Annotated in this window: 28 protein-coding genes and 1 pseudogene; 11 read left to right on the top strand and 18 right to left on the bottom strand. The window is 30.9% G+C overall.

Annotation, left to right across the window (positions count from 1 at the left end; genetic code table 11):
- Positions 1 to 396 precede the first annotated feature (396 nt).
- The gene (locus V5E38_RS06970) at positions 397 to 1,164 is read left to right on the top strand and encodes a divergent polysaccharide deacetylase family protein (protein WP_499212688.1); all 768 of its coding nucleotides are present in this window, start codon (positions 397 to 399) and stop codon (positions 1,162 to 1,164) included.
- Between the two features lie 34 nt (positions 1,165 to 1,198).
- Here V5E38_RS06970 and V5E38_RS06965 read toward each other — a convergent pair whose 3' ends face one another.
- The 5 genes from V5E38_RS06965 to V5E38_RS06945 all read right to left on the bottom strand — a co-directional run bounded on the left by V5E38_RS06965 (position 1,199) and on the right by V5E38_RS06945 (position 3,807).
- Complete coding sequence (locus tag V5E38_RS06965) at positions 1,199 to 1,753, bottom strand: P-loop NTPase family protein (RefSeq protein ID WP_499212687.1); 555 nt, start codon at positions 1,751 to 1,753, stop codon at positions 1,199 to 1,201.
- Between the two features lie 274 nt (positions 1,754 to 2,027).
- On the bottom strand, positions 2,028 to 2,399 hold the full coding sequence (locus V5E38_RS06960; protein WP_499212686.1) for an iron chaperone: 372 nt from the start codon (positions 2,397 to 2,399) through the stop codon (positions 2,028 to 2,030).
- Between the two features lie 159 nt (positions 2,400 to 2,558).
- The gene (locus V5E38_RS06955; protein WP_499212685.1) at positions 2,559 to 2,834 is read right to left on the bottom strand and encodes a DUF4190 domain-containing protein; all 276 of its coding nucleotides are present in this window, start codon (positions 2,832 to 2,834) and stop codon (positions 2,559 to 2,561) included.
- Between the two features lie 643 nt (positions 2,835 to 3,477).
- Positions 3,478 to 3,633: a dihydrofolate reductase family protein gene (locus tag V5E38_RS06950; RefSeq protein WP_499213531.1), complete on the bottom strand. Its 156-nt coding sequence runs from the start codon at positions 3,631 to 3,633 to the stop codon at positions 3,478 to 3,480.
- Positions 3,634 to 3,651: 18 nt separating this feature from the next.
- Positions 3,652 to 3,807, bottom strand: coding sequence for a hypothetical protein (locus V5E38_RS06945; protein WP_499212684.1), 156 nt, complete (start codon positions 3,805 to 3,807; stop codon positions 3,652 to 3,654).
- Positions 3,808 to 4,232: 425 nt separating this feature from the next.
- Between V5E38_RS06945 and V5E38_RS06940 the strand changes: the two genes are divergently transcribed.
- Positions 4,233 to 5,129, top strand: a complete 897-nt coding sequence (locus V5E38_RS06940; RefSeq protein WP_499212683.1) for a DMT family transporter — start codon at positions 4,233 to 4,235, stop codon at positions 5,127 to 5,129.
- Between the two features lie 49 nt (positions 5,130 to 5,178).
- On the opposite strand, the gene V5E38_RS06935 is transcribed toward V5E38_RS06940, so the two are convergent.
- The 5 genes from V5E38_RS06935 to V5E38_RS06915 form a co-directional block, all read right to left on the bottom strand.
- The gene (locus V5E38_RS06935; protein WP_499212682.1) at positions 5,179 to 5,898 is read right to left on the bottom strand and encodes a metallophosphoesterase family protein; all 720 of its coding nucleotides are present in this window, start codon (positions 5,896 to 5,898) and stop codon (positions 5,179 to 5,181) included.
- Positions 5,899 to 6,600: 702 nt separating this feature from the next.
- A complete protein-coding gene (locus V5E38_RS06930; protein ID WP_499212681.1) occupies positions 6,601 to 7,776 on the bottom strand; it encodes a M48 family metallopeptidase in 1,176 nt (391 codons plus the stop codon).
- Between the two features lie 943 nt (positions 7,777 to 8,719).
- Complete coding sequence (locus tag V5E38_RS06925) at positions 8,720 to 9,406, bottom strand: DUF975 family protein (protein WP_499212680.1); 687 nt, start codon at positions 9,404 to 9,406, stop codon at positions 8,720 to 8,722.
- Between the two features lie 275 nt (positions 9,407 to 9,681).
- Positions 9,682 to 10,557, bottom strand: coding sequence for an alkaline phosphatase family protein (locus V5E38_RS06920; protein ID WP_499212679.1), 876 nt, complete (start codon positions 10,555 to 10,557; stop codon positions 9,682 to 9,684).
- A gap of 240 nt (positions 10,558 to 10,797) precedes the next feature.
- On the bottom strand, positions 10,798 to 11,997 hold the full coding sequence (locus tag V5E38_RS06915) for an alkaline phosphatase (protein ID WP_499213530.1): 1,200 nt from the start codon (positions 11,995 to 11,997) through the stop codon (positions 10,798 to 10,800).
- Positions 11,998 to 12,756: 759 nt separating this feature from the next.
- Here V5E38_RS06915 and V5E38_RS06910 point away from each other — a divergent pair.
- The 5 genes from V5E38_RS06910 (at position 12,757) to V5E38_RS06890 (ending at position 15,886) form a co-directional block, all read left to right on the top strand.
- Positions 12,757 to 13,059 carry a hypothetical protein gene (locus tag V5E38_RS06910; protein WP_499212678.1) on the top strand — a complete coding sequence of 101 codons (303 nt, stop codon included), beginning with the start codon at positions 12,757 to 12,759 and terminating at the stop codon, positions 13,057 to 13,059.
- A 1-nt stretch (position 13,060) separates the two neighbouring features.
- A complete protein-coding gene (locus V5E38_RS06905; protein WP_499212677.1) occupies positions 13,061 to 13,438 on the top strand; it encodes a hypothetical protein in 378 nt (125 codons plus the stop codon).
- A gap of 9 nt (positions 13,439 to 13,447) precedes the next feature.
- The gene (locus V5E38_RS06900; RefSeq protein ID WP_499212676.1) at positions 13,448 to 13,621 is read left to right on the top strand and encodes a VanZ family protein; all 174 of its coding nucleotides are present in this window, start codon (positions 13,448 to 13,450) and stop codon (positions 13,619 to 13,621) included.
- Between the two features lie 415 nt (positions 13,622 to 14,036).
- Complete coding sequence (locus tag V5E38_RS06895) at positions 14,037 to 15,062, top strand: YARHG domain-containing protein (protein WP_499212675.1); 1,026 nt, start codon at positions 14,037 to 14,039, stop codon at positions 15,060 to 15,062.
- On the top strand, positions 15,059 to 15,886 hold the full coding sequence (locus V5E38_RS06890) for an N-acetylmuramoyl-L-alanine amidase family protein (RefSeq protein WP_499212674.1): 828 nt from the start codon (positions 15,059 to 15,061) through the stop codon (positions 15,884 to 15,886). Before V5E38_RS06895 ends, V5E38_RS06890 begins: the two co-directional genes overlap by 4 nt.
- A gap of 458 nt (positions 15,887 to 16,344) precedes the next feature.
- Here V5E38_RS06890 and V5E38_RS06885 read toward each other — a convergent pair whose 3' ends face one another.
- The 6 genes and pseudogenes from V5E38_RS06885 to V5E38_RS06860 all read right to left on the bottom strand — a co-directional run bounded on the left by V5E38_RS06885 (position 16,345) and on the right by V5E38_RS06860 (position 20,558).
- Complete coding sequence (locus tag V5E38_RS06885; protein WP_499212673.1) at positions 16,345 to 16,977, bottom strand: hypothetical protein; 633 nt, start codon at positions 16,975 to 16,977, stop codon at positions 16,345 to 16,347.
- Positions 16,971 to 17,081, bottom strand: a complete 111-nt coding sequence (locus V5E38_RS06880; RefSeq protein WP_499212672.1) for a zinc-ribbon domain-containing protein — start codon at positions 17,079 to 17,081, stop codon at positions 16,971 to 16,973. Before V5E38_RS06880 ends, V5E38_RS06885 begins: the two co-directional genes overlap by 7 nt.
- 82 nt (positions 17,082 to 17,163) lie before the next feature.
- Positions 17,164 to 17,303 (bottom strand): annotated as a pseudogene (locus V5E38_RS06875) (SpoVR family protein); the annotation flags it as partial.
- 134 nt (positions 17,304 to 17,437) lie between these two features.
- Positions 17,438 to 18,100 carry a YwrJ family protein gene (locus tag V5E38_RS06870; protein WP_499212671.1) on the bottom strand — a complete coding sequence of 221 codons (663 nt, stop codon included), beginning with the start codon at positions 18,098 to 18,100 and terminating at the stop codon, positions 17,438 to 17,440.
- Between the two features lie 36 nt (positions 18,101 to 18,136).
- Entirely contained in the window at positions 18,137 to 19,492 is a 1,356-nt protein-coding gene (locus V5E38_RS06865) for an arsenic transporter (RefSeq protein WP_499212670.1), read from the bottom strand.
- Positions 19,493 to 19,892: 400 nt separating this feature from the next.
- Positions 19,893 to 20,558, bottom strand: a complete 666-nt coding sequence (locus tag V5E38_RS06860; RefSeq protein WP_499212669.1) for a YwrJ family protein — start codon at positions 20,556 to 20,558, stop codon at positions 19,893 to 19,895.
- A gap of 335 nt (positions 20,559 to 20,893) precedes the next feature.
- On the opposite strand from V5E38_RS06860, the gene V5E38_RS06855 reads away from it, so the two are divergent.
- Both V5E38_RS06855 and V5E38_RS06850 read left to right on the top strand, forming a co-directional pair.
- A complete protein-coding gene (locus V5E38_RS06855) occupies positions 20,894 to 21,145 on the top strand; it encodes a hypothetical protein (RefSeq protein WP_499212668.1) in 252 nt (83 codons plus the stop codon).
- A 261-nt stretch (positions 21,146 to 21,406) separates the two neighbouring features.
- Complete coding sequence (locus V5E38_RS06850) at positions 21,407 to 21,598, top strand: hypothetical protein (RefSeq protein ID WP_499212667.1); 192 nt, start codon at positions 21,407 to 21,409, stop codon at positions 21,596 to 21,598.
- Between the two features lie 289 nt (positions 21,599 to 21,887).
- On the opposite strand, the gene V5E38_RS06845 is transcribed toward V5E38_RS06850, so the two are convergent.
- The gene (locus tag V5E38_RS06845; RefSeq protein WP_499212666.1) at positions 21,888 to 22,349 is read right to left on the bottom strand and encodes a YozF family protein; all 462 of its coding nucleotides are present in this window, start codon (positions 22,347 to 22,349) and stop codon (positions 21,888 to 21,890) included.
- A 196-nt stretch (positions 22,350 to 22,545) separates the two neighbouring features.
- Between V5E38_RS06845 and V5E38_RS06840 the strand changes: the two genes are divergently transcribed.
- Complete coding sequence (locus V5E38_RS06840; protein WP_499212665.1) at positions 22,546 to 22,941, top strand: hypothetical protein; 396 nt, start codon at positions 22,546 to 22,548, stop codon at positions 22,939 to 22,941.
- Positions 22,942 to 23,233: 292 nt separating this feature from the next.
- A complete protein-coding gene (locus V5E38_RS06835) occupies positions 23,234 to 23,596 on the top strand; it encodes a YciI family protein (RefSeq protein ID WP_499212664.1) in 363 nt (120 codons plus the stop codon).
- 170 nt (positions 23,597 to 23,766) lie between these two features.
- On the opposite strand, the gene V5E38_RS06830 is transcribed toward V5E38_RS06835, so the two are convergent.
- Positions 23,767 to 24,933 (bottom strand): diflavin oxidoreductase, encoded by a 1,167-nt coding sequence (locus V5E38_RS06830; RefSeq protein ID WP_499212663.1) that lies wholly within the window; start codon positions 24,931 to 24,933, stop codon positions 23,767 to 23,769.
- Between the last annotated feature and the right edge of the window lie 36 nt (positions 24,934 to 24,969).

Here is a 24,969-nt window from a genome sequence, read left to right as displayed (position 1 = left end):
TTTTGTTTGTGAGTCTATCGTTCCACGTTGAACTTATTTATCAATTTCTTCACATTCTCATTTGGACTCCAGCAATTAAACTTATAGGTCGTCATTGTTTCAAATCCCAATCTACTACAATAATATTTCATACCTTTTACTTGTTTCTTTGTTATAAAATGCTGGCAGGTTGCGCAGCAATGAAAATCTTTCATAATACCTCCTAAGATGAAACCAAAACTTTAACTTAATTACATTCGCCAACAGAATTAAAGTTCCTTTTTTAAATTGAGCATAAAAATCACATTTCCTTTTTGTATTTAAACATTTTAGTTTCTTTTCAATTTTTACGGTTATTTTCTTTATAATCACAGAAAATAGAAGAGCATAGTAATTAATGGAAAAGGAGATTTACCGATGAAGCTTTGGATTACTTCTATTTTCTCTATATTAGTAGCTCTATCTACTACCTGCTCTTCAGTATTTGCTGAGCCTAATCATAAGCTTGCTATAGTGATTGATGATTTTGGTAATAACATGAAAGGAACGGACCAAATGCTTTCACTACCAATCCCATTAACAGTTGCAGTGATGCCTTTTTTACCTACTACTAAAAAGGATGCAACTTTCGCTCACTCTAAAGGCTATGAAGTAATAGTTCATTTACCAATGGAACCAAGGAAAGGGAAAGCAAGTTGGTTAGGTCCAAATCCGATTAAGACCAACTTAAGTGATGACGAAATTCGAAGAAGAGTTCTAGCCGCAATTGATGACGTCCCATACGCAATAGGAATAAATAATCATATGGGTTCAAAAGCAACTTCCGATGAGAGAGTAATGCGCATTGTCTTAACTGCTTGTAAAGAAAGGGGCCTATTTTTTTTAGATAGTAAAACGAATTATCGGAGCGTAGTTACTAAAATTGCAGATGAGATAGGCGTGCCGGTCATAGAAAACAAGTTATTTTTCGATGATTTATACACCTATAAACATATAGAAAAACAAACTCGATTATTATTAGAAAAAGTAAGAGTCGAACCAACTATGATTGCGATTGGACATGTAGGAGAACCAGGCGAAATTACCTCAAATGTAATAAAGGAATACATACCTAAAATTAAAGAAGAAGCTAAATTTGTATTTTTATCAGAATTAGTAGAAAACCTACCAATCCCATTACATTAAAAACTTACTGCGATAAACAAAAAATTAGGAACCGCTATTTTGCGATTCCTATATTTTTTGATCTATGTTGTTCTTTAAAATAATCTTCAACCTCATTTATATTATTAACGACCAATATTTTATCATATAAATCTTTATACTTTTTAAAGAATGTTGGTCTCCCCACCTCTTCAAAATACTTATTCCATTTAAACATTTTGAAGAATATTTTAAGTGTCGGTTTATAATTTGACTTCTCTAATTTAAGTTTTTGTAAGAAATATCTTTTAATGATTCGGTAGGTTCTAACAGAATAGCTCGTATCTAAAAAAATAATCAACTCTGCATTTTGAAAACTATTACTAACCCATTCTTCATTATGAACACCTTCAATTATCCATGTATTCGAACGAATGAGTGTATCTAAATAGCATTCTCTTTCTTGCTCGGAACGCCTGATATCTTTATGACCCTTTTGCCTTTTCCATACAACATTATCTAACTCATAATAAGGAATATTTAGCTTTTTGGACATCTGCCTAGCTAATGTCGTCTTTCCACTCCCAACTGAACCAATGATATGTATTTTCTTTGGTAGGCTATTTTTCACTTAAATCACCACTTATCTTAAAACATTGATTCTATATTATTCGATTTAGTCCTTAAAATGACCTTGTTATTATTTAAATCTTTATGTATAAAAAATAGGAGCTGTTCTAATCAGCTCCTATCAGACTGCCCGAAAACGCTCGCTTTCTTCGTTGCTTCGCCTGTCTGCGGTGCTCATTACCGTTTAGGGTAACTCCGCGCCTCGAAAGACAAGCGCTTGCAATCAGTCTGAAAATCAAGTAATCATTACCAACTAGTTTAAGAAATAAGAAACATTATTTACGCCAAAAAGTCGTATATTCTGCTTTATCTTGAATATTGAACTCAATCATTTTCTCAAGTAATTCATAATTAACCGGGACTTTCCAAGGAATACGAAACAATCCTTTTGTAGCACTATAGCCAGCATTTGCAATTTCATCGGCAAATTGAACAATACCTTTTTCTTCAGGTGATACACTCATATGTTGCTTCGCGGTCGAAATGCCCATGATGAATGTGCCATGATTGGAAAACATCGGCGTATTCCACTTAATTTGTGGCTCTAGGCTAGGAAATTTATTCGAAATCCAATTCAAAATTTCAGCCGTTCGCTCACGTTGGTCTGGATGATCCATACTTGCTAAATATTCTGCAAAAACTTCCATGTCCGTACCTCCTCTATCCAAAATTATGTAGATATGTAGGACTTTAATTTAAACTATATACATTTAAATCTAAACAGTCAAAGTCGCTTTAATGTTTAATCATAATTAAAAACTATTTCTCTACTTTTTTCATTCGAAAACCTTTGTATTGTGTTCTCTTTAAAAAGTCATATTATCATTCATTGAAAAAAAAGTAATAATTCCTAAAACTAAAATGATAATTAAAATTGTCTGTATGCTTATTCCAACAATACTGCAAACCCTTCCGGAAATTGCTAAACCTTTCCCTTTTTCATTCGTGCGATTAATTTCGGCAATGCTTTTTCGAGAAATAAATAGACCTATTATACCAAGTATAAAGCCAATATAAGGAATGATGATTGATAAAACGCCTAAAGTTAATGAAGATATAGATTTACTATTTGTTGTTACCACTACTATTTCCCCCATAAATTTAAAAATTAAATTTAATATAAATAATAAAATTCTAATTCTAAATAAATAGATAATTACCATCCTATTATTTATAATTTTATTATAATATTACACTAACAACTTCTTTTTGTAATTTGGGTTAATTCCGACGTTTCTTTATAAAAAGTATTAATAAATTTTAATATAAAAATAAAATAGAAATAATGAGGTATTGTTTTATAAGGAATCATGACGAATTGGAATCAATTTAAAAAGTGAAATTTTTTTTAAAAAAATCATGAAGGAAATATTTGGATTGAGTCCATATTCTGGAGAAAAGCAGAATAGACTTACGAAGATTACTTTACAGATGTAACTAAAAACAAGAACCATTTAAAGAGTATACAATAAAAAATGATCGAAATAGTTTCCATCCTTAAATGTTTAATTCTTTTTCTCTCAAATAATTTTCATAAGCTTCTTTAACCTTATCAGATTTCGGTTCAATTGGAGCTACTTTATTTATATCATTTTTAAACACTAAATTAAGCAAATAAAAAGATCTGCTACTGCAGACCATTTATAACAATCTACTCTACTAAATAGGAAAATTCATAAGATTATCTCCTAACATAATGAAGCATAGCAAGTTGACCTAATTTTTCTACTTTCGTATAAGTGTATTTTGGGTAATGTCATCACCCGTGTAAAGAGAGACTCCTTTCCCCAAAACGATTGGAGCGATCGCTAGTTGAAATTCATCAATTAAATTTTCTTTAAAAAATTCTCTAGCTAGGTTTCCTCCACCAACAAACCATATATCTTTACCAGGTTGTTGCTATAAACCCATTATAAAAGTTTTAATATCTTCATCTATAAAAGTAGCATATTTATCTGATCCAGTTGCAGATTTTGAAAACACGTAGTTTTTATATGCAATATAAGGATACTCCATATCAAATCCACGAACGACATCATATATTGCTTTACCCATTACTACAGTGTCAATTCTTTCTAAAAGTGTATGATAGCCAGAGTCTTCTTCTACTTATGTTGTTTCTAGCCATTCTAATGTTCCATCATTATTAGCTATATATCCATCAATAGATGTACCAATGTATAAGATAATTTTACGTTGTTTTTCCATATTAAATCTCCTATCATTATTTTTGATGTATGTTTTGTTCATTAACTATTCATTAATCTAGTATAATTGAATGTAACAATAATATGCTTTTGAAATAGGGGGAATCGAAATGCCTTTATCTTCTTTTAATTTATATATTTGGAAACCATTTTCAACTTCACCACCACCACCGTTTACTCCTGCTGTTCAAGCAACACTAAGTGAGCTTATATTAAAAACAGATTAAGAATCTGCGAAATATAAGCTGTTTCGTAGATTCGAAGGAGTAGACGATGAAATCTAAAATTCAATTCCTACTATCAATGGCGATCTTTGGTACGATTGGCGTATTTATAAGATACATTGATTTAGATTCGAGTGAAATAGCTTTATTGCGTGGTTTAATTGGTAGTTTATTTTTAATAACATACATGCTTATCGGTAAGAAAAAAATATCATGGGCATCAGTAAAAAATAATGCTTATATTTTGTTACTTTCTAGTATTACATTGGGTGGAAATTGGATTTTCCTTTTCCAAGCTTATAAATATACGACTGTTTCAAACGCGGCACTAAGTTATTATTTTGCACCAGTCTTTGTCCTAATTTTATCTCCATTCGTACTAAAAGAAAAATTATCAACTAAGAAATTAATTTGCATTGTCATATCCATATTCGGTATGTTATTAGTTGTTGCTAGTGGTGGGTTAAGCACGGCTAGATTAGAAGATTTTATTGGGATTGGTTATGGATTATTAGCTGCTGTGTTTTACGCTTCTCTAATGCTACTCAATAAGTTTATTAAAAACATGGGTGGCTTAGAAATTACACTTATCCAGCTTGGAACAGCATCATCACTTCTCATTCCATATGTATTCATTACTGAAGGATTTGGGCTTTTGGAAATGTCAGTTTCTTCAATTCCATTTATAATAATCTTAGGGATGGTACACACGGGCATTGGGTTCTTATTATTCTTTTCAGGTATGCAGAAATTAAACGGGCAAAGTATAGCAGCATTAAGTTATGTTGATCCAATCACCTCTTTATTAATTTCAACTGTTTTCTTACAAGAGAAAATGACAATTGTTCAAATGATTGGTGGGGTCTTGCTATTAAGTTCAACATTTGTCAGTGAAAACAATTCATTGAAACTGTCAAAACCATTTTTGAAAAAAACAGCTAAATAATAAAATAAACAGTGGGAAGTTAGGATTTCCCACTGTTTTTAATTTTAGATTATGAATTTCTGTATTTACCGAAAATTATTTCGTCATGATATTTATCTAGATCCGGTAATTTTAACTCTTCGGCAATCATAAGTTCAGCTTCCCTATCATATTCCACCCTTACAAATTGGATTGAATTCGTTGAATAAGAACCATCAAGAATCGCATATGACGCTGAAGTTAAATCAAGGGAATTTCCAACACTTCCAACATTGCATAAAATTCCGTTTTTGAAAGTTTCCAAAAAGGTAGTATGTATATCTCCATAAAAGATGATATCAGGAGTCTTATCGTTTTTGTTTGAATTTGTTATCTCACTATTTTCAAACATACTTAACCGTTTTTCAATTGGATGAAATGGTAAAATCCTCTCAAATTCACTCCTTGGTGAAGCATGAAAAAACCTGATTAATTGTCCATTTAATTCAAGGTCAATATGAAATGGTAAAGAAGCTAGAAATTGATAGTCTTCTTCTGTTAATCTGTCTCTAAACCATTGAATAAAATCATTTTCTGCAGGTGACTGAATAAATACATCCCAATTGCCACGGACTACTTTTTCGCAATTTTTTTGAACGAGCTCTATACACGCTGAGCTTTGAGGCCCTTTACCAATTAGATCACCTAAGCAAAAAATCCTCTCAATTTCTCTAGAGCGAATGTCTTTCAAAACTGCTTCTAACGCAGTTTTATTTCCGTGTATATCTGAAATAATTGCTATTTTTGTCATGATGCTTCCTCCTGTTCTCAAACATTTGCATTTTACAACAAAGACCCATTCTAACTATACCTTATAAACTAGCAAACATCTATTTGGATTGAAATTGTTAAAGTGATCTTCTCATATTTGTTAACCATTAAAATATTCAATTTAAAAGAATATTAATCCTGCCTTATAAAGTTACCATAAAAGAAAAAAGGAGCTATTTTTAGCTCCTCAGAGTGTTGAAATATAAAATCGTCAATAGGGAAAGCGGACTTTAAGTGAACATTTATAATGATAAAATTAGCATTTTTGTTGATCTTTTAATAGTTTTAAATGTTAATATGTTTGAGCAATTTCATAATTGATTGATCTACAATCTGATTAATATACCACAGTTAGATTACGACTAAGTAAAGGCTACTTGATTAGGGTTTATCGAAGACATTTTTTGATGAATAAGTTGATTGGAATGGAGGGATGCTCGACTCCTATGGGATTAGCGGGAAGGCGATAGACCCCGCAGGCTGCCGAGGAGGTGAAAGAATCTCGCCCCATGGAAAGCAAGCATCCTGTAATGGAAATCAACAGCACTCTACTCCTTTCACGAAAATTTGGTAATTTAATTGACAAGGTTGTTTTTTAGCATGAAGAACTATTTTTAGCTCATAGTTTTTACGAGTTTTTCAATTACATATTAAAATCTAATTTTAGTAGAGTTATGAACCATCAGAAATGAATAGCATTGTCATTTAAATAATAATTATAATGCTTTGTCAGACTTACTTCTAAATAATCAAACGAATTTATTAACTCTAATGCTTTTTCATTGTTACTATATATTGTATCAACCCTTGGTAAATTTACTATCCTATTGTTCAATGTAGGATGTGAAGCGTATTCTTCTACATGATCACTTAAAGCTTTACTTAATGACTCTTCTATTTGCATATTGTAAGTTTCAATATGCTCACGGTAATAGCTAAAGTAATTTTCAAATTGAAAACCATGAACAATTTTCTCGATCATTTGTTCATCAATTAATCGATTAAAAACATTACCATGACTTATTAACTTAGATAATGCCTCTTTAAAAATTTCATTTCCACACATTTTAGATGCAATATAATCGGCTCTGTACTCTATTTCTCGAGAAATTTTCATATTATATTTGTGAAAAATTCTAAGATAATACTCCATAAGCACTTTTGGTAAAATCATTGGAATCGATATAAATATTGGACGACGACGACCATTTTGATTAAATAGGGATGTAATATAGTCTAAATAATTATTTGCACCTTTATAGACTGGCGAAACGAATCGTTTAAAAACTAAATCTCTACCCGTAAAATGAGAAAGTTCATGGGCAATAATCGCACGTAATTCATTTACCGTTAATACATGAAGTAAAGGATAACTAATAGCTAGTATTCTACCTTTTGCAATTCCATTAAAGACATTAATTTTGCCTTCAGAGACAAAAAATTTTGATTTCACATGCAAAATGATTGCGTCTGGCATTTGTGAATCCATTTTTCCAGAAAGTTCAGAAATTAAATCTTGAAGTTTTGGATGATCATGAGGATTAATTAATATAGCCGGCTCAAATTGTTTATTTTTAAAAAACATAGAAATAATTGCAATAAAACAACTCACCACTCCAAATATCATTCCAAAAAAAGGTAAAGCATCGAGTAAAATTAATCCAAAATATGCAAATCCTAATTCACCTAAAAATTTTCCTACAAAATAATGAATGATAAAGATTAAGCCACTTCCAACAAATACGATTAATCCAGTTGTAAATAAAACCATCAAATAAAAACCTGGAACAAGTAAAAGAGATGCAAAGATTTCCTTTTTTGATACATTTGGTTCACATTTAATACTATTTTCTGACAACAAATCACTTCCTTTTTATGAAAGTTCATAAATACTATCTACCTTTAAAATACATAATTTTTAATTACTAGATTTATTTAGTTTATCTATCTCTCTGTTATGCTGAATGATTGCCCAAAATAATACTATGGAAATAATAAAATCTTCAAGTTGCAAAGAATGAAACAAAAAAATTACAAGATGAAGTACTATTGCGGTGATGAGTATGTATTTGATACTAATTTTTCTAGGGGATATTTCAGCGCTTTTTTTATAATTATTCCTCCTATTTAGTTATTAGGTTCCACACAATATTCATATTAGGGAACATTTCTAATTATCTATAAAAATTATTTAAGCAAAGATCAAAGTAGTCGGAATAATACTAATCCACTTTGGTATGTTGACATTAAATTCATTTAAAATTTTTCTAAATAAGCCATCCGATAAAGAATAAAGATTTATAGCTAAAAACACAACTAATAAAGCAATGATAAAAGATTAATTCTTAAGAAGAAATTTCGTTCCAAAAAAAAGAGAAAGTAAAAAAATTATCTCCAAGATGAATTCTGTTAGATCATTCCTTTTATTCTCAAATTTGAAAAGCCATTTCCCATATCTCTTTAATAACAACATTGTCCGAACACCTCTTATGATAAATATTAGCTATTAAATTTACACTTTCCTTTTAAGCTATATTTCTTAGAAGTGCTAACGATTATATTTATTCTCATTTACGTCCCAAGTTTTATTACCAATCCATAAACCAATTAAACTAGAAAATATTATAGCTATTAAATATGCTGTAATAACATATCGTATATAGGTTAGGATTATTCTATTGATATTATTTATCTCGGTTATTTTATTTTAACAGTTCGTACTTCAAATCAGATTGTTAATAAGTAAAAAACGGCTATCCTTTATCGTCTTGAATAGGATAGCCGTTTTTAATTTTAAACTATTAACCTTGTACAATATTAGAGTCATTTTCATTATTTTTTAATTCATGATAAAAATGTGCCTCACTTGCATTCATATAAGGAAACAACCACAAAAACCCAATGCCAACTGTTAAAATGCATAATAAGATCCAACCAAGAAAAGAAAGGTCTAAACAAAACAATTTCCACTTATATCCATCCATCATTCTTCTACTCTTTGTAATGGCATCATTAGGAGTCAAATGTGGTTCTTCAATCAATATGTATGGTGCCATTCTATATGAATATGATTTGATAATGCCAGGAATAATCAAAAGCAATGTCCAAAGCGTAGTATATAAATAAGTTAAGAAATTTAGTAAAAATGCATTTAAATAGAGGTTCAAATTTGTAAAATAATAAAATATTGTTTGTAAGGAATAAGGTTGCTCATTTTCTTTTGTCGCAAATGTAAAGAGCCGTGTACTCCCGATCGTAATTATTGCCGAAATAAATAGGCTATAAATAAACGATAGGTAGTCATCCCAACTAATTACATAGGATATGTATTTTGTCAATTCATTTTGAATGGGATTTGGAAAATATACAGAAAGTCTATTTTCAACTAATGTAGTTAATAGATGCACTATGATCGTATATCCAATAAATTTTTTCCAATTCCCACTCAAGGTATCCCTTGCTCTTGAGCGTATTTCATCTAAGTACATGAAAACACCTCCTCTCTGATTATGAATATAAAATTCTACATTTTTCTACAAAACCCTTTTTAAAAGTTTTGTCAACTTTTTTACAATTAAATTAACCACTTAATTTTTAGCGCAAAAAAACATTCCATAATTAAAAATGGAATGTTCTTAAATTCACCAATTGTTGTCCAGTCAATCCTAAATTGATTGCCACTGTTTTACATATTAAATAGACTGTCTTCTATGAAATCACATCACTAGACTCAACTTTGTTGTCTACTTCAATAATCGACCAACTATTTCCATAAATTTTTAATCGTTTTAACAGATTTATTTGTCCCTGCATGTTTTAATCCGTAAATATCCTCTATTGTATGTAAAAGATCAAAATGGTTTAAATTTTCGTTAAATTGTCCTTTTTTTACCATGGGTCCGACAAAAAAGGTGGGAATTTTGTTATTATGTGAAAGGTCATCTTCATCCCATGTTACAATTAACAAACTATTATTCGTTTTTGCCCATTTGACATAAGCACCAATTTGTTTTTTTAACCACTGATCTCCTTGTTTAATTGTTCCATCGTGCATGTCATTTTGGAGATTAGGGATTATAAACGAAACAGTTGGAAGTTTACTAAAATTTGTTGGGAAATTTTCTAATGGCTGATTTGCTTTTTTAGGGACATTTGTAAAATTAGCCCAAGGATTGTGCCTACGTGCATAATTTTTGTAGTATTCTCCATTAAAACCAATTGAAGGCAAATCTTCTGAATAACCGGCAAATGTTAATTTTTTTTCAATAAGCTCACTCGCTAAATTATCTGTTGAGAATTTTGTTTTTGGTAAAGCATCGTCTGTGACACCTTGATTTGATCCAGAGAACAGGTCCAAATAATTTGGTTGGCTAGGATGTTCAATTGCATGATAGTTAATTAAGTTGGCCCCTTGGTTCATTAGTGAATTAATATAAGGTGCAGAATGATTCCCCATAATCTGCTGTTTCGCATGATTCTCCTCAATTACTATTACAATGTGATCAATTTTTGGAATTCCCGATTCTGTTTGCGAATTGAAATTAAATAATTTAAACGTATTCAGATTTTTTTTATTAATCTGTATACAAGCAATTAAAACAAAACATATTAAAAAAAGTACTATAACCCATTTTCTCAATATAACACTACCTTTAATTAATTATTTTCTTATTTCAGTGAAATTAAAGATTTAACATAATCTAGTTATTTCTTCTGTAGTTTACCTTAAAACATTAATTCTCTTTGTATATGTAATTACCCTTCTTTGATTTATTTCTTTCATTTAATAAATAATGATGATCTTCTTTTTGTTGTTAAGTTTTTCGGGCGCACAATAAAAAAACATCCCATTTGATAAATGGAATGTTTTTCAACAAAATTATTCTTTTAAACCCATTGCTTGTTTAATAGCCTCATAGATATAAGTGTTTTCATATGTTCCTGATAATAGCTCTGCTCCAGCACCAATTGCTGTTAATGGAACAGATACGCCACCGTGTCCACTTGTTGTCCAGTCAATCATGAATTGATTGCTACTGTTTGCCACATTAAATGGTCCGTCTTCTTTAGAAATTCCATCGCCTGACTCATCTTTGCTGTTCACATCTTCAATTGATAAGCCGCCACATTCATGGTCTGCTACTACTAGAACAAGAGTGTCAGGGTGGTTCTTGGCATATTCCTTAGCTACAGATACTGATTTATCTAGTTCTTGACCAGCCTTGATCATTTTTTCAGCATTGTTCTCATGAGACATTTCGTCTGTGCCCTCTTCTTCTACCATTAAGAAGAAACCATTTTTATTATCTGATAAAGTATCGATTGCTTTTTTAGTCATTTCAGGAAGAGATACTACTGGATCATAAAGATCACCTTTTCCCTCTTCTCTTTGTTCAAACATTTCTTCATTTGCAAAAAGACCTAACAACTTACCATTTTTCGTTTTTTGTAGCTCATTAGCATTTGTTACGTAATTGTAGCCAAGCTTTTTCGCTTCATCTACAAGATTTCCTTGTGTACCTTTACTTTGTTCAGAAGGGTCCTTTACTGGGTGGTCTTCGTAGCTTCCAGCATTTCCTGCAGGATACCAAAAGTCCTCTCCTCCACCTAGTAGAACATCGACTTTGCTGTTTTCAAGATACTGCTTAGCAATGTCACTTTGTTTAGAACGATCTGTCACATGGGCACCAAATGCTGCTGGAGTTGCATCCGTAATCTGGCTAGTTGTGACTAACCCAGTTAATTTTCCAGCTTCTTTTGCCATTTCCAAGACTGTTTTTACCGAATTCTTGTTTGCATCAACACCAATTGCCCCATTATACGTTTTGACCCCTGACGCCATAGCAGTAGCCGCAGCAGCCGAATCTGTTATAGCAGTAGTTGAGCTAGTATGTACTAATCCAGCATAAGGCATATCATCCATTGCTAGTTTACCAGTTTGTCCAACAGTAGCCAGTCGGATCGCCTCACGGTGTGCAGCCCCCATTCCGTCTCCAACAAAAACAATCACATTTTTAGCCTTTCCTTGTTTGTGACTATTATCGGATTCTTTTGCATCTACGAAATGATTAAATCCCAATGTTGTTGCAGTTGCAATTGTTAAAGCAGCACTAATAATCGTTTTCTTGTTCCCTATGAAAAACACTCCCTACCTGAATATTTTCGTACTTTCAATATAACGGAAGAGTATTTAGGAACTGTATAGTTACTGTAAATACTTGATAAATTTGTATGATTATTTTGTAATCTTTGTTAAAGTGGTTCTTTCGATTTTCGTTTTTAATATTTTCTATGTTAATTGACTAGATTATTTATTAATTAAAACTAACTTCTGGTAGGAATTAATTATTAAATTTTTATATATTTTGAGGTTAGGAAGGTGAACTTATGCCAAATAAAAAAAGAATCAAATTGTAGATTCTTTTCTTTATAAAACTATGATCTTTTAGATTTCTTAACGATCCTATTAAATAATACAAAAACAGCTACTAATATAATTAGGACTAAACCAGGAAAAACAAAATTTAGCATGTTAGACCAGCCTTTCAGGTAGTGTTTTATATTATTTCGGCATAATCGTAAATATTTCCTTTTTTGGCGAAATTAACTACCCCACCAATATATTAAATTAAAGTTCAATTATTGTTCACATAGATTACTTTATTTACTTTTAAATTCCTCCGATTTAATAGTTAAGGGACTTTCCAATTACTAAATTTAAGGAGGAAATACAATAATTAGAATTAAAAAAGGTTTAGCTATTTGTATAGTATCTTCATTATTATTAATATGTGGAACAGCTTTTGCAGCAAATGGTAAATACACTACTACATATAGCATGACAGGTGGCGTCGAAAGTAAAAGACTTGATGTTGGTAGTAATCCTACCTTTATTGTTGCAGTTAATCCTATCAAGGGTATTTGGGTAGATACTAAGAAAACAAAACAAGCTAATATAGAACTACAATTTAAAATGGATGTTTTTGGCTTAGATCCGATAATAGATGTAACAAATGTACCAACAGTAACTGGTGGAAACAAAACATTTACAAATAAGACAAAGGGTAAATATTATATTTATTACCGTAACTACACAAGCCTTCAAATAGAAGGAAAAACATCTATATCTTGGAAATACTAACATGTTCGGCTATTCAATATCATTAGATCCTATTGAATTTTTATTTGTATTTTTGCTAGGATTAATAGCATATTTCATTAAGATAAAATGGATTAGTAAATCAATTACAAAACAAAAATTCGTTCATTTTACATTATGGTTTTTTTACTACTTCTCTTTAGTAAAAGTTGTTTTCTTTCCAATTACGTATTTCTATAAAAAAAATCCTGAAATAACTAGTAAGCTATATTATCAATTTTCACCTTTTAATACAATTCTTAAGTCGATTGAACATGATCTATGGATGCAAGTAATTGGTAATTTTCTTTTGTTGCTACCAATACCAGTTCTCTATGTAGTACTAAAAAGGAAAATTGTACTTTATTATAAAATTTTTTAAAAGGGTCTTTTGCTGTCACTATCAATTGAAACTATTCAGCTCGGTATCAATTATGTAACAGGATATCCTAATAAAGTAATGGATATCGATGATGTAATCTTAAATGTAATTGGGATATTAATAGGTTGGATTATTTCTAGAGTATACTTGTGTTGGCATATAAAAGAAAAAAACTCTGTTTAAAAAAGACTTCTCCCCCCTACCTAATTTATATTTTATAAATAGAAAGGCACTCTAATCATTATATTTAATTAGTTGAATTTTATAATTGGGGGAATTCACCACATTTTAGGATATTTTTATAATTTTTATGTATGCATTATTAGAAGTACATTTTTTTGTGCTTTGAAATTGAGATCAATCATATATTTATTATTGTGTAAATTTCATTTATTTAACAAAATGTTTATTGCAATTAAGCAAATAAATTCAAAGCGACTAAAGAGATTCCTCATAGTCGTTTTTTTAATAAATATAGACAATCCAACCGACTTTCCTACACCCCACCCTATCCCATTCTTTCCTACAAAAAAAAATGCATTTTTTCTTAAAGACAACATTAGAATAATTTTAGCTATTAAAAAGGGAGTGAGACAATTTGGCTTACTGTACTAAATGCGGTGGAAACTTAGAGCAAGGGGCAATATTTTGTACAAATTGTGGTGAAAAAACTAGTATTCCAGAAGTGACTAATCAGATTGAAACTCGTTCGGAAAATCGGAATTTGCAGGAAAGTAATTATAAAAATAAGTATAATAGAATGAAAGGTATATTACTTTCAATTGCCGTATTAATTATATTGGCTGTCGCAATTTATTTAATTTATCCAAAACTTACAAATAAAAATCAACACTCACAACATGTATCGAATCAGGTAGAAAAAAAAGATAAAGTAAAAGAGAAAGTTAAAGTTTCTGAAAACAAACCAACTAACACCCCAACAATTCCTTCTTATATAGATCGATTAGAACAATTAAAAATTTACAATGGTAGTAAAAGTCTGTCTGTTGGTAGTTGGGACATAACACAAAGTGATGGTGTCATTAATTTAACAGCTAATAATATTTCTCCTCAAAATCTTCAATTAATATTTAATTTATATGATAGTGGAGATATTTCTCCAATAAGGGACTGGGCGATTAAAGTAGCAAACATTGCAGATGAAGTAGCAATGTCTAATAATACATCATGGCATATTTATGTAGGCGATCAATGTGTTGCACAGTATCCACATACGTTATCTAATGATGATTTAGCGTATTATTCAGGCTCTTGCGGTGTTTCAATACCTGTATTGGAAGGAAATTCGAAAGATGATTTAGCCATCGTAATCCATACAATGGTATATGGTGAAGTATCTACTGCGAATGAGTTTATCTTGCCAATGAGTAATATAAGAAAACTAACTCAAGATGATATAGATTATTTGACCAAAGATGAGTTGGGTATAGCTAGAAACGAAATTTATGCACGTCATGGATACATTTTTAAAACGGTTAAAATGCGCAACTATTTTTTAGCTCAATCATGGTATAGTCCAAATGTGAATTATAATGGTACTTTAAGTGAGATTGAAACTTATAATGTAAACCTAATCAAAGCTAGGGAGGAGTTCCTTAATTGAAGTTGGTAGTTAATAAAAAGAGCATTATTTTTTTTATGATCTTTACAATCTGTATTTTAAGTTTTTTATTTTATCCAAAAGATCATTCTGATATTATACCGAACAAAACATCACTAAGTCAGCAGCCTAAAATAGAAAACGTTAAAGAAAAACCTAATAAAGACATTCAAACATATGAAAAGAAGAAATCCACAAAACCACTTGTAATCTGTATAGATCCAGGTCACCAAAGTAAGGCAAATACAGCGCTTGAACCATTAGGACCAGGCTCTAGTGAAATGAAGATAAAGGTAGCTGGTGGTACAACTGGAGTAGTGACGAAGAAGCCCGAGTATATTTTAAGTTTAGAAGCATCACTTAAATTAGGTGAAATCCTTAAAAAAAGAGGTTACAATGTCATATTCACTCGTACAACAAATAATGTAAATTTAAGTAATAAAGAAAGAGCAGAAATAGCGTATAAAAACCATGCAGATTTATTTATAAGAATCCATGCCGACGGGTCGAATGATCATTCAACAAAAGGATTTTCTGTCTTAACTCCGTCTAAAGATAATCCATATATTCCTAAACTATATAAGGATAGTTTACTAATCTCACAGAATATTGTTGAAGAAGTAAAAAAAGAGCAATCTACAGATGTAAAAGGAATATCTTTTCGAGACGATATTTCAGGATTTAATTGGTCAAAGATTCCAGTTACTTTAATTGAACTTGGTTTTATGACAAATCCTGAAGAAGATCGAAAACTATCGGATCCACAATATTTAACAAATTTGATGATGAAGATAGCAGATGGAATAGATCAATATAGTTCCGATTAATGATGATGGGTCAAATGTACAGGTAGGTAAATAACATATTTTAAGATCTATTAAACCGAACTTCTTTTCTTTCTAAACGTGTATGGATATCCTTGTATACCTTACACGTTTTTTATTGATAGGTCCATTTCTTTACATTATATCGTTAGATCTTTATTGGGTTAAATACGAATTTATAATCTTTAGTATGTTTATTTCAACTTCTCACCCCATTTTTTAAACATCAATTGTCTTTTATTAATATTCCACTCTAAACAGAGATCGGAATGCTTGTCCATTAATATTCAGAAAAAAAATCCCCTCCAAGTAAAAGAGTAGCATCCACAAATTGAATATGTGATGTTTTCACTTTCTACTTAAATGGGATAATATAATAAATCTTAGGTATAATTTCTAGTTTTGTCCTACCTATTAAGTTTTGGCTATTAATTACTGCTATTAAAAATATTCAATATCTCTTAAAATAGCTTTCCTAATAGTAAGTCACTAATTCTATGAATGGTATTTATGATCATGGTTCGTAATAAAATCATCTGTGTAATTGCCATTACAATGTATACTATCGAAATGATATATAAACTATCGATTCCTTTTGTTTTGGTATTTTGGAACGAACTTATCACTAATGGTACAACACTAATACTCATAAATACTGATACTAAGACGAATATTAAACAAAGTGTTATCGAGACATAACTTAAAATAAATGCAAAGCAAACTAAGGCTAAACTAACAGAATATAAAGTTCCATATCTCGCAATAACTTCTTTTAATTGAAGTTTTGACTTTTTACCTTTTAAAAAAATGTAAGATGTTATGACTGTTAACAAATGAACAATTAAAATCATAACAAATGGGCTAATAACCAAGGCACTAAAGCTTATTTGGCTACTGAGGTTAGTATAATCTCTTAGAACACTCTCTGTGGATTTAATACTAATTTTTAGTACGTTATAGAAAGTTGCTGGAATTAATAGCGAAAATAAAATTAAAATAATAATCCCTTTTAAAAAATATTTCTCAGTAACTCCTTGTGCAACACCATAAGAGTTTTTAATAGCTAATTTAAAGAAACTCCAAAAGTCTAACATTGATGATTTAAATCTTCCTTTTTCAAAGAAATAACCTTTGTTCCGCAATTTCCACAAAAACGGTCATTTTCTACTAATGAATTACCGCATACTTTACAAAACATAAACATTCCTCCTTTTTTTAATCCATCTAAAGAATAGAGAAGGTATCAATCGCTCTTCAATATCCTCAAACATTCTTAGTCATAAGTAGTACGATTAATACTTGTTTTAGAGGGTTGAACTACTCCTGCGTTTAATTTCGCGTATTCGATTGCTTCATTTGAATCAAGATTTAGTTAACGCATAATTCTTATATGCCAATAACTTGCCCAGTCTTCATTCATAGAATGATGACCTATAATAGAAAAACCCTTACGCATAAAACGTCAAGGGTAGATTTATTAAATATACTGACATAGTTTCCTCACGATACCTAGGATGAACTTGAGCACAAAAAATCTATTAAAAACATAATTAGCTACGGTAAGTGATACGATTTAATATGATTCAACCTCAATAAAGTGACTTCCCCACTTGCAACTTTTAATTCAATGACACCATCTTCCACGCTCTTGAGTACTCCAATTTTCATTGGGTCAATTCCCCCATCAAATACGACAAATTTTCCTTCTTCTTTTTTTAATTGTGTATCAAACAAGCGTGAAAATGACGTATTTGCATTTTCAGGTAATAGATTGATTTCAGAGTTATAGGGGTTGGCATTATAATTGTATGGTGTTAACCATTTTAAATGTGATAAAGGGATATACAACATTTTAAATACTGGTGAATAAAACACGATATAGTCACTTAATACGTTTATAATATTTCCATGATATGTGATATTACCTGTAACATAAATCTCTGCAAAAATTCCTTTTGCATTTGATAATATTTTACGATAAGAGATCGTTCCAATATCTTCAGCGATTGAAGGTCCAGTCGGTTGATCTATTTTGTCCTTATAGTTGCTACTTTGACTAACCCTGTGAACGTGAAGCCATGGAATATAATAGTATTTTTGTCCGTTGTATAATACTAGGACGTCTCTACCATAATCTGTTAGTATTCCTTCAAAATAATTATCACCTGATAATTGTACATAAATTTTTTCTCCAACTAATGATTGTACATCACTCACTTGCATCTCCTCTTTCTAGTAGATTGAAATTGTTTCTTAGGCGAAAACTAATTGCACCCAATAATATAGTAGAAACAGCGTTACGATTGTTGTTAATGGAATGACAATTAATGATACATTTAGATAATCCTTCCATTTCACCTTAATTTTATTTTGCTTTAATATGTGCATCCAAATTAGGGATGCTAAAGTACCTACTGGAAGTAATAACGATCCAATGTCGCTACCGATAATATTAGCTAGATAAATTGTCTTTAAAGTAATTGGATCAAGCCCCATTTCCGTTAGTGTAATGGTTCCAACCATTAAAGCTGGATGATTATTAAACAGATTTGATAAGATTGAAACTAATCCTCCCATGATAAAGCTTGCTTGAAATAAGCCCTGATTTACGATTGGTTCACAGTATTTTACTAAAGCTGCCGTTAAACCAGCATTATGGAGACCATAAATAATCACATACATCGAAAAAGCAAAGACTAAAATATGCCAAGGTGTCTTTTTTAAGATATCAACAGGGCTTGTCCGTAAGTGATACCATCTCCAAGTTAACAAGACGAGTGAACCTAAAACTGCTACATATTGAATCGGTATTCCAAGAAATGAAGCGACGAATAATAAGCAGCGCATTAGGAAAACAAATCCCAATACCTTTAACATAAATTTTGTTCTTTTTTGTTTTGTTTCTACTGACATTTTCCCTTTTAAAGGATGAAAATTTTTCATAAAAAATGACTCTTCTATGTCATCGGTAGACACCGGCAATTGTTTTGGTAATTTATTTCGTAATACCATATACATTAGCCATGACATAAATAGCAATCCTGTACTAGCAGGGACAAACATCATAGCTGTGTGCATATAAAGTGTCATATGAACAATTTTTAATGCAATTAAGTTTACGATATTACTTACACCGATTGGTGCACTTGAAGCTGTGGCAATTAATGCTCCACTAAGAAGATATGGAATTTGTTGATGTGGTTTTAACCGTAAATTTTTTAGTAGGAGAATTAAAATCGGAGTTGTAATTAATATACTGCCATCATTATTAAAGAGTAATGTCATTAAAAAGCATAAAAGCTGGATATACCAGTATAATCTACGCCCAGACCCTTTCGCTAAACTTGCAAGTCTAGCAGCAGACCAATGGAAAAATCCAAAACTTTCTAAAATAATCGCCATGACAATCGTTGCGATAATTGTAATAGAAGCTTCACCTATTTTGTGTACAATATCGATTAAATTACTTTTTGTTACGATCCCAGTCACTAAAATAATTACTGCCCCAAATGCAGCAGGCCATGCTTCATTTATACCTTTTGGTCTCCAAAAAATAACCGCCATCGTTAATAGAAAAACTGAAGCACTCATTAGAATTTCGAAATTCATAAAACTCACCTTCTTATAAAATATTTTCCAATGAAACTTGTCCATTTGTTATATTAATATTCAAATATAATAATGATGTTTTAGATGATTTCATTATTTTATAGAAGATGGTTGTTTTACCTATCTAATTCAAATACCCCCTAAAGATAAATAACTATGGTAACAATTGTCCACTTATCCTTATTGAAAAATCACAATATATATCACATTAAGTGGGTATTCAACTTACATTTGAATTGAACTACTCCGATGGATATTTTTTCTAATTAGAAAAACTAGAAATATCTTTCATTCAGATTAATTAATTTAAAATATTTTTCACTATAAGAAACCGAAAAAAAGGAAGCTCTAGAATAAGAGCTTCCTAATCGGTTAGTTTTTCATAAAAACATAAATTCAATTAAGGCAAATGTACAGACTTAATATGATTAAGCCTTAAATAAACTACTTCCCCACTTGCGACTGATAATTCAATTACACTATTTTCAATCGTATTCAGCAAACCAATCTTCATCGGATCATTTCCACCATCAAAAATAACCAGTTTCCCTTCTTCTTTTTTTAATTGAGATTCAAACGAGCGCACAGGGGAGATATTCGATGGATTAATTGGAAAGTTTGCATTATCAATTGAATAAGGTGTTACATTTTGATGGTAAGGTGAGAGCCACTTTAGATGAGATAATGAGACATACATCATTTTAAAAACAGGTGAATAAAAAACGATATAGTCACTTAAAACACTTGTAATATAGCCATGAAACGTCAAATTCCCTGTAACATATATTTCTGAGAAGATCCCTCTCGCATTTGTTAATACTTTTCTATAGGAAATTGATTCTATTTCATTTGCAATTGAAGGTTCTTTAGGAGTATCTATCTTATCTTTAATATGCTGGCATAAATGTACTCGATGAACATGAATCCAGGGGATATAATAATATTTCTGACCATTATATAATACAAGTATGTCTTGTCCTGCATCAGTTAAAATACCTTCAAAACCTAAGTCTCCAGATAGAAGTACGAATACTTGTCGATTTAGTAATGAATCTATATAACTCACCTTTTCTCCCCCCTTTTATATTTTAAGTAAAAACCTTCTCCTTTTATAAAAGGTAAATTAATTGCTACCCATTAATCGTACTTTATTTATTTCTACAGTTTTACTTTTATTCTTTTATTAATTAAGATATGCATTTAAAAAATGTGATTAGTTGATTGAATATGTGAAAAAACATTTAATTTTTAACTTTAGAATGGAATCGCTCAATTTTGCCTTATTTTTTTGCTGAGTTAAAGTAGAATGTTAATTTTCTTATTCAACTGGTTGGCAGATTAGTGGAAAAATGATTTTCTTTTTATGTTAAGCTTTATTTATCAAAGTGGTAAGAGGTGGAAATGATGAAACGTGCAATAGGAATATTCCTTAGTTTTTCAGCAATACTAACATACCTAAAAATAGATGCCCTTTATGATCCTCTTGAGGATACAATAATATCTAATGGAGTTACAACAGTAACATATGACTATCCTACGAAGTATTGGGCAATTTTTGTCATTTTAATAATTACTTTTATTCTTGGAATATACTTTATTTTTAGCAAGGAAAAGCAACCAGAAGAATGTCCACTCTATAGTACTTCAGAATAATAAATGAATATATACTTCAATAGAACTCTGAAGTATTACACTTAAACTGAAGAAAGCGGTAGTGCAACGATATGAGTAGCCAGTGGCTGCTCATTTTTTATTGTGTAAAAGTATTAACTTTAAACATTAATATTTATTTGATAGCTATGAACTACTCCTAATTACTTCTCAGGTAATTTTTGAAAATAAAAAAGGACTCCTTACAATAAAAATAGAAATATTTGGTAACACATTCAATTAATTTATAAGGAGAATTGAACTATGTCGGATGAAATAAATAAAGAGATTCTAAAAGAATTAAAAGAAATAAATGTAAAGCTAGAAAGATTAGTAAATGATCAAAATAAAGGACTATCTTCTCCAGTTAAATTAGTTGCCTTATGCATTGGTTTTTTTATACTTCCGATGATATTCAGCGTTGTAATTCCTCTTATTAATAGAATTTTTGGTTAAGCAACGTATTAACAGTCTGAACAACTAATGCATTCAATAATTGGGAAAATAAGAACTTCTCACCTAGTATTTATGGCAGCTTTTTCAGCAACATTAAATACATTCTTAACCCCTGAAATTCAATGGGGTAACAGGTATTTCTATGTCCTTTTCTCTGGCTTAATAACGGTGGTTGGGTCAGAAATAGCCTTTATTATATTTAAAAATGATAGTATTTAATGCAACTAACACCTACATTAGTTATACAAAAAAAAGAGGATAATCTTTTGATTTACCTCTTTTTTAGTAGTTATTTTTGATGAAAAACAAAAGTTTCTTTAAAATGTCTGATTTGCTTTCCTTTTATTGTTTTTTCCCAAGTAATGTACACTTTAAATACTTTAGCTTTTACCGATATAGGAAAGTTTGCATGGTGATAAGAGCTACCATCTTTAATTAAAATATCCCCTTCTTGAGTAAATAACTCGTAATAAGTTTTGGAATGTGGTTCATTTCTATAAGCCTCAATCTTAACGTTATTTATGTTTCTTTCCCCAATATTGCTTATATCTAAACTATAAACATTAAAAACACCCTTTTTTGCCTTTGTAAGTTTAGGATTATTAACCGTATCTTGGTCGGCTTGATCAATTTTAATGCTCCATTGATTGGATGACTTTGATATAGGTAAGCTATAAAAGGATTTTGCATACGTATTGGTATGAAAGTTAAAACCTAAGATAAATGAAAATATAACAATTATTTTTTTCAAAATTTCACTCCCATTCATTTTAATTAGTAATAGATTGTCTGAAAAGACGTTTTTTTATTAAGTTAAATGGCAGTTTAGTCAAATAAGAAATGGTATTATAAAATTAACAAAAAAACTATTTTTAGGAGGAATTAATGGGTTAGAGCATGAATTTTATCTTATTCCAGATACAGTTAGCGTAAACCAAATTTGGAAATTGAGAAAATACAATAATGTAATTGAAAGCGTTAGAATACATGATGATATTATCCAATATATAATGGACTCTTTAAATTGGATACCAAGTAAAAATCCATCAACTAGTGGGAACCTGAATAGAAAAGGAATTAATTATCATGGAGAGACTCTATTTGAACAACAGTCTTCAGAAAAGATAATTGCAATATTTACTTCATGGAAAGACTTATTTAGAAATGGACCTAAAGTGTTAAAACTTAGAGGTAATTTTGTTTATGGGGAAGATGATGAAGATGGAGAATATGAAAAGTTAATCATCAATCGCGACGAATTAATTATCAATATAGAAAAAATGATAACAATGGCAGAGAAATTATCAGAAGGTAATTTTTATTTATATCATTTGGGGATTTAAAAAGAGCATTCCATTTTTTCTTGTTGAACTAACAGTGCTTTAGTTAAACAACAAGATTTGCTTTTTCAACTCAGATGTCAAATAATTTATAAAGGAAAAAGCTTCTATTGGCAAAATAATTAACATGTAGAACTTTATGAGTATGTTGAAGATGATCTGAATTTGAAATAATCATACCTCCTCCAATAAAAGCTTGAACCAAGATATAATAATATAGCTGTAGGCAGTATGAATGTTACCAATGTATAAGGGTTTAACATTAGAAAGACATAACCCCGAGGAGGAGTTACTAATGAAATTTATGATGGTTGTAAAAGCATCAAAGGATTCTGAAGCAGGGACAATGCCAAAAGAGCAGATGGATCAGATGTTTGCTGAGATGAAGAAATATAATGAAGAATTGAGGAAAGCTGGAGTTCTGGTGTCAGTCGGTGGACTCCATCCAAGTTCCAATGGTATTCGTATTACTTACCCTGTTCCCGGAGAACCGCCGACCATTACAGAGGGGCCTTTTGCTGAAGTCAATGAGTTGATAGCAGGATACTGGTTCATAGATGTGAAATCTCGAGAGGAAGCCATCGAGTGGGCGATGCGCGCGCCAGACCCACATGGTCTTGGAGAAGGACAGATTGAGCTACGCCAAGTATTTGAATAGAACAGTAGGCTAAACATTGGATTAACAATGATTAAAAGAAGTGATTCTATATTAGGCATCAGAGCAAAAAATTAACCTTAAAAACAATAAAAGAAGTAACACTTTGTACCAACTGGAACGAAGGGTTACTTCTTTTTACAAAATACCTATCTAATTATTACCTTTTAATCTTAATACACATCACGTTGATAACGCCCTTGCTTCTGCATATCTTTAAGATGTGCTTCAGCTGCTTCGCGTTCCATCGCACCTTCTTTTTCAAGAATCGTAATTAGCGCTTCGTTGACGTCTTTTGCCATATATTCCTTATCTCCACAAACATAGAAATAAGCTCCTTTTTCAATCCACTCATACAATTCTTTGCTATTTTCAAGCATTTTATGCTGCACATAAACTTTTTGATCTGTATCACGGGAGAATGCAGTATCAATTTTTGTTAATACTCCATCTTGTTGATATTTTTCTAACTCGTCTTTATAAAGGTAATCAGACGCTTCATGCTGGTCTCCAAAAAATAACCATGAACGGCCAGAGACTTTATTAACTGCTCTTTCCTGGATAAACGAACGGAATGGTGCAATACCCGTCCCAGGTCCAACCATAATAATATCTTTGTCCCCAGACTCTGGCAAATAGAAGTGTTTATTTACTTGAACAAAGACTGGAAGAGTATCTCCTTCTTTAATACGTTCTGAACATAAAACAGAACAAACACCTTTACGCTCGCGTCCGTGTGCAGTGTAGCGTACAGCACCGATTGTTAGATGAACTTCATCTTGATTTGCAGCAATACTGCTTGCGATTGAATATAGTCTTGGAGTCATTTTTCTTAATAATGAAACGATTTCTTGAGCAGATGCACTCCATGGACCAAAATCACGTAACATATCAAGTAAATCTCGTCCATAGCAATATTCCTTTAATTGAGTTGCATTTTCAACCAACACAAGGTTTTTCAGCTCTTCGTTTTCGGTAAATGCAGCTGCCTGTTGTAAGATTTTTTTCGTCAACAGTGTAATTTCACAGTAGGATGTAAGCGCTTCTTTTAGAGATAGTGTTTCACCTTGCTTACCAACTGTTACATTTGCTTCTTCATCCCATTTCATTTCATTTATAAGAGCAGCCACTAACTCTGGATCATTTGAAGGAATCACGCCAAGTGCAGCACCTGGTACATAAGTAAGTTCTGACCCTTTCAATGATAATTCAATATGCCTTGTTTCCTTGTTTGAGTCTGTTCCATTTAAATTAATATTTTTGAGAACCTTCGCTTGAAATGGATTGGTCCTTGAATATGGTAGTTTGTCATTTGTAGTATCGTTTAAAGTAGATTTCATTACTCGTAACCTCCAAGAATTGTGTATATAACTAAG

Origin of the sequence: Rossellomorea sp. GAMAL-10_SWC (assembly GCF_049568075.1) — a bacterium.
Classification (GTDB): domain Bacteria; phylum Bacillota; class Bacilli; order Bacillales; family Bacillaceae_G; genus Gottfriedia.
The sequence above is the reverse complement of the archived record's forward strand: the minus strand, read 5'-3'. Positions and strand labels throughout refer to the sequence as shown.

Excerpts from the sequence above, each read along its gene's own strand:
- V5E38_RS06970 (WP_499212688.1), top strand. The coding sequence starts at position 397 with ATGAAGCTTTGGATTACTTCTATTTTCTCTATATTAGTAGCTCTATCT.
- V5E38_RS06960 (WP_499212686.1), bottom strand. The coding sequence starts at position 2,399 with ATGGAAGTTTTTGCAGAATATTTAGCAAGTATGGATCATCCAGACCAA.
- V5E38_RS06945 (WP_499212684.1), bottom strand. The coding sequence starts at position 3,807 with ATGGGTAAAGCAATATATGATGTCGTTCGTGGATTTGATATGGAGTAT.
- V5E38_RS06940 (WP_499212683.1), top strand. The coding sequence starts at position 4,233 with ATGAAATCTAAAATTCAATTCCTACTATCAATGGCGATCTTTGGTACG.
- V5E38_RS06935 (WP_499212682.1), bottom strand. The coding sequence starts at position 5,898 with ATGACAAAAATAGCAATTATTTCAGATATACACGGAAATAAAACTGCG.
- V5E38_RS06925 (WP_499212680.1), bottom strand. The coding sequence starts at position 9,406 with ATGTACTTAGATGAAATACGCTCAAGAGCAAGGGATACCTTGAGTGGG.
- V5E38_RS06910 (WP_499212678.1), top strand. The coding sequence starts at position 12,757 with ATGACAGGTGGCGTCGAAAGTAAAAGACTTGATGTTGGTAGTAATCCT.
- V5E38_RS06905 (WP_499212677.1), top strand. The coding sequence starts at position 13,061 with ATGTTCGGCTATTCAATATCATTAGATCCTATTGAATTTTTATTTGTA.
- V5E38_RS06885 (WP_499212673.1), bottom strand. The coding sequence starts at position 16,977 with ATGTTAGACTTTTGGAGTTTCTTTAAATTAGCTATTAAAAACTCTTAT.
- V5E38_RS06880 (WP_499212672.1), bottom strand. The coding sequence starts at position 17,081 with ATGTTTTGTAAAGTATGCGGTAATTCATTAGTAGAAAATGACCGTTTT.
- V5E38_RS06865 (WP_499212670.1), bottom strand. The coding sequence starts at position 19,492 with ATGAATTTCGAAATTCTAATGAGTGCTTCAGTTTTTCTATTAACGATG.
- V5E38_RS06855 (WP_499212668.1), top strand. The coding sequence starts at position 20,894 with ATGATGAAACGTGCAATAGGAATATTCCTTAGTTTTTCAGCAATACTA.
- V5E38_RS06850 (WP_499212667.1), top strand. The coding sequence starts at position 21,407 with ATGTCGGATGAAATAAATAAAGAGATTCTAAAAGAATTAAAAGAAATA.
- V5E38_RS06835 (WP_499212664.1), top strand. The coding sequence starts at position 23,234 with ATGAAATTTATGATGGTTGTAAAAGCATCAAAGGATTCTGAAGCAGGG.
- V5E38_RS06830 (WP_499212663.1), bottom strand. The coding sequence starts at position 24,933 with ATGAAATCTACTTTAAACGATACTACAAATGACAAACTACCATATTCA.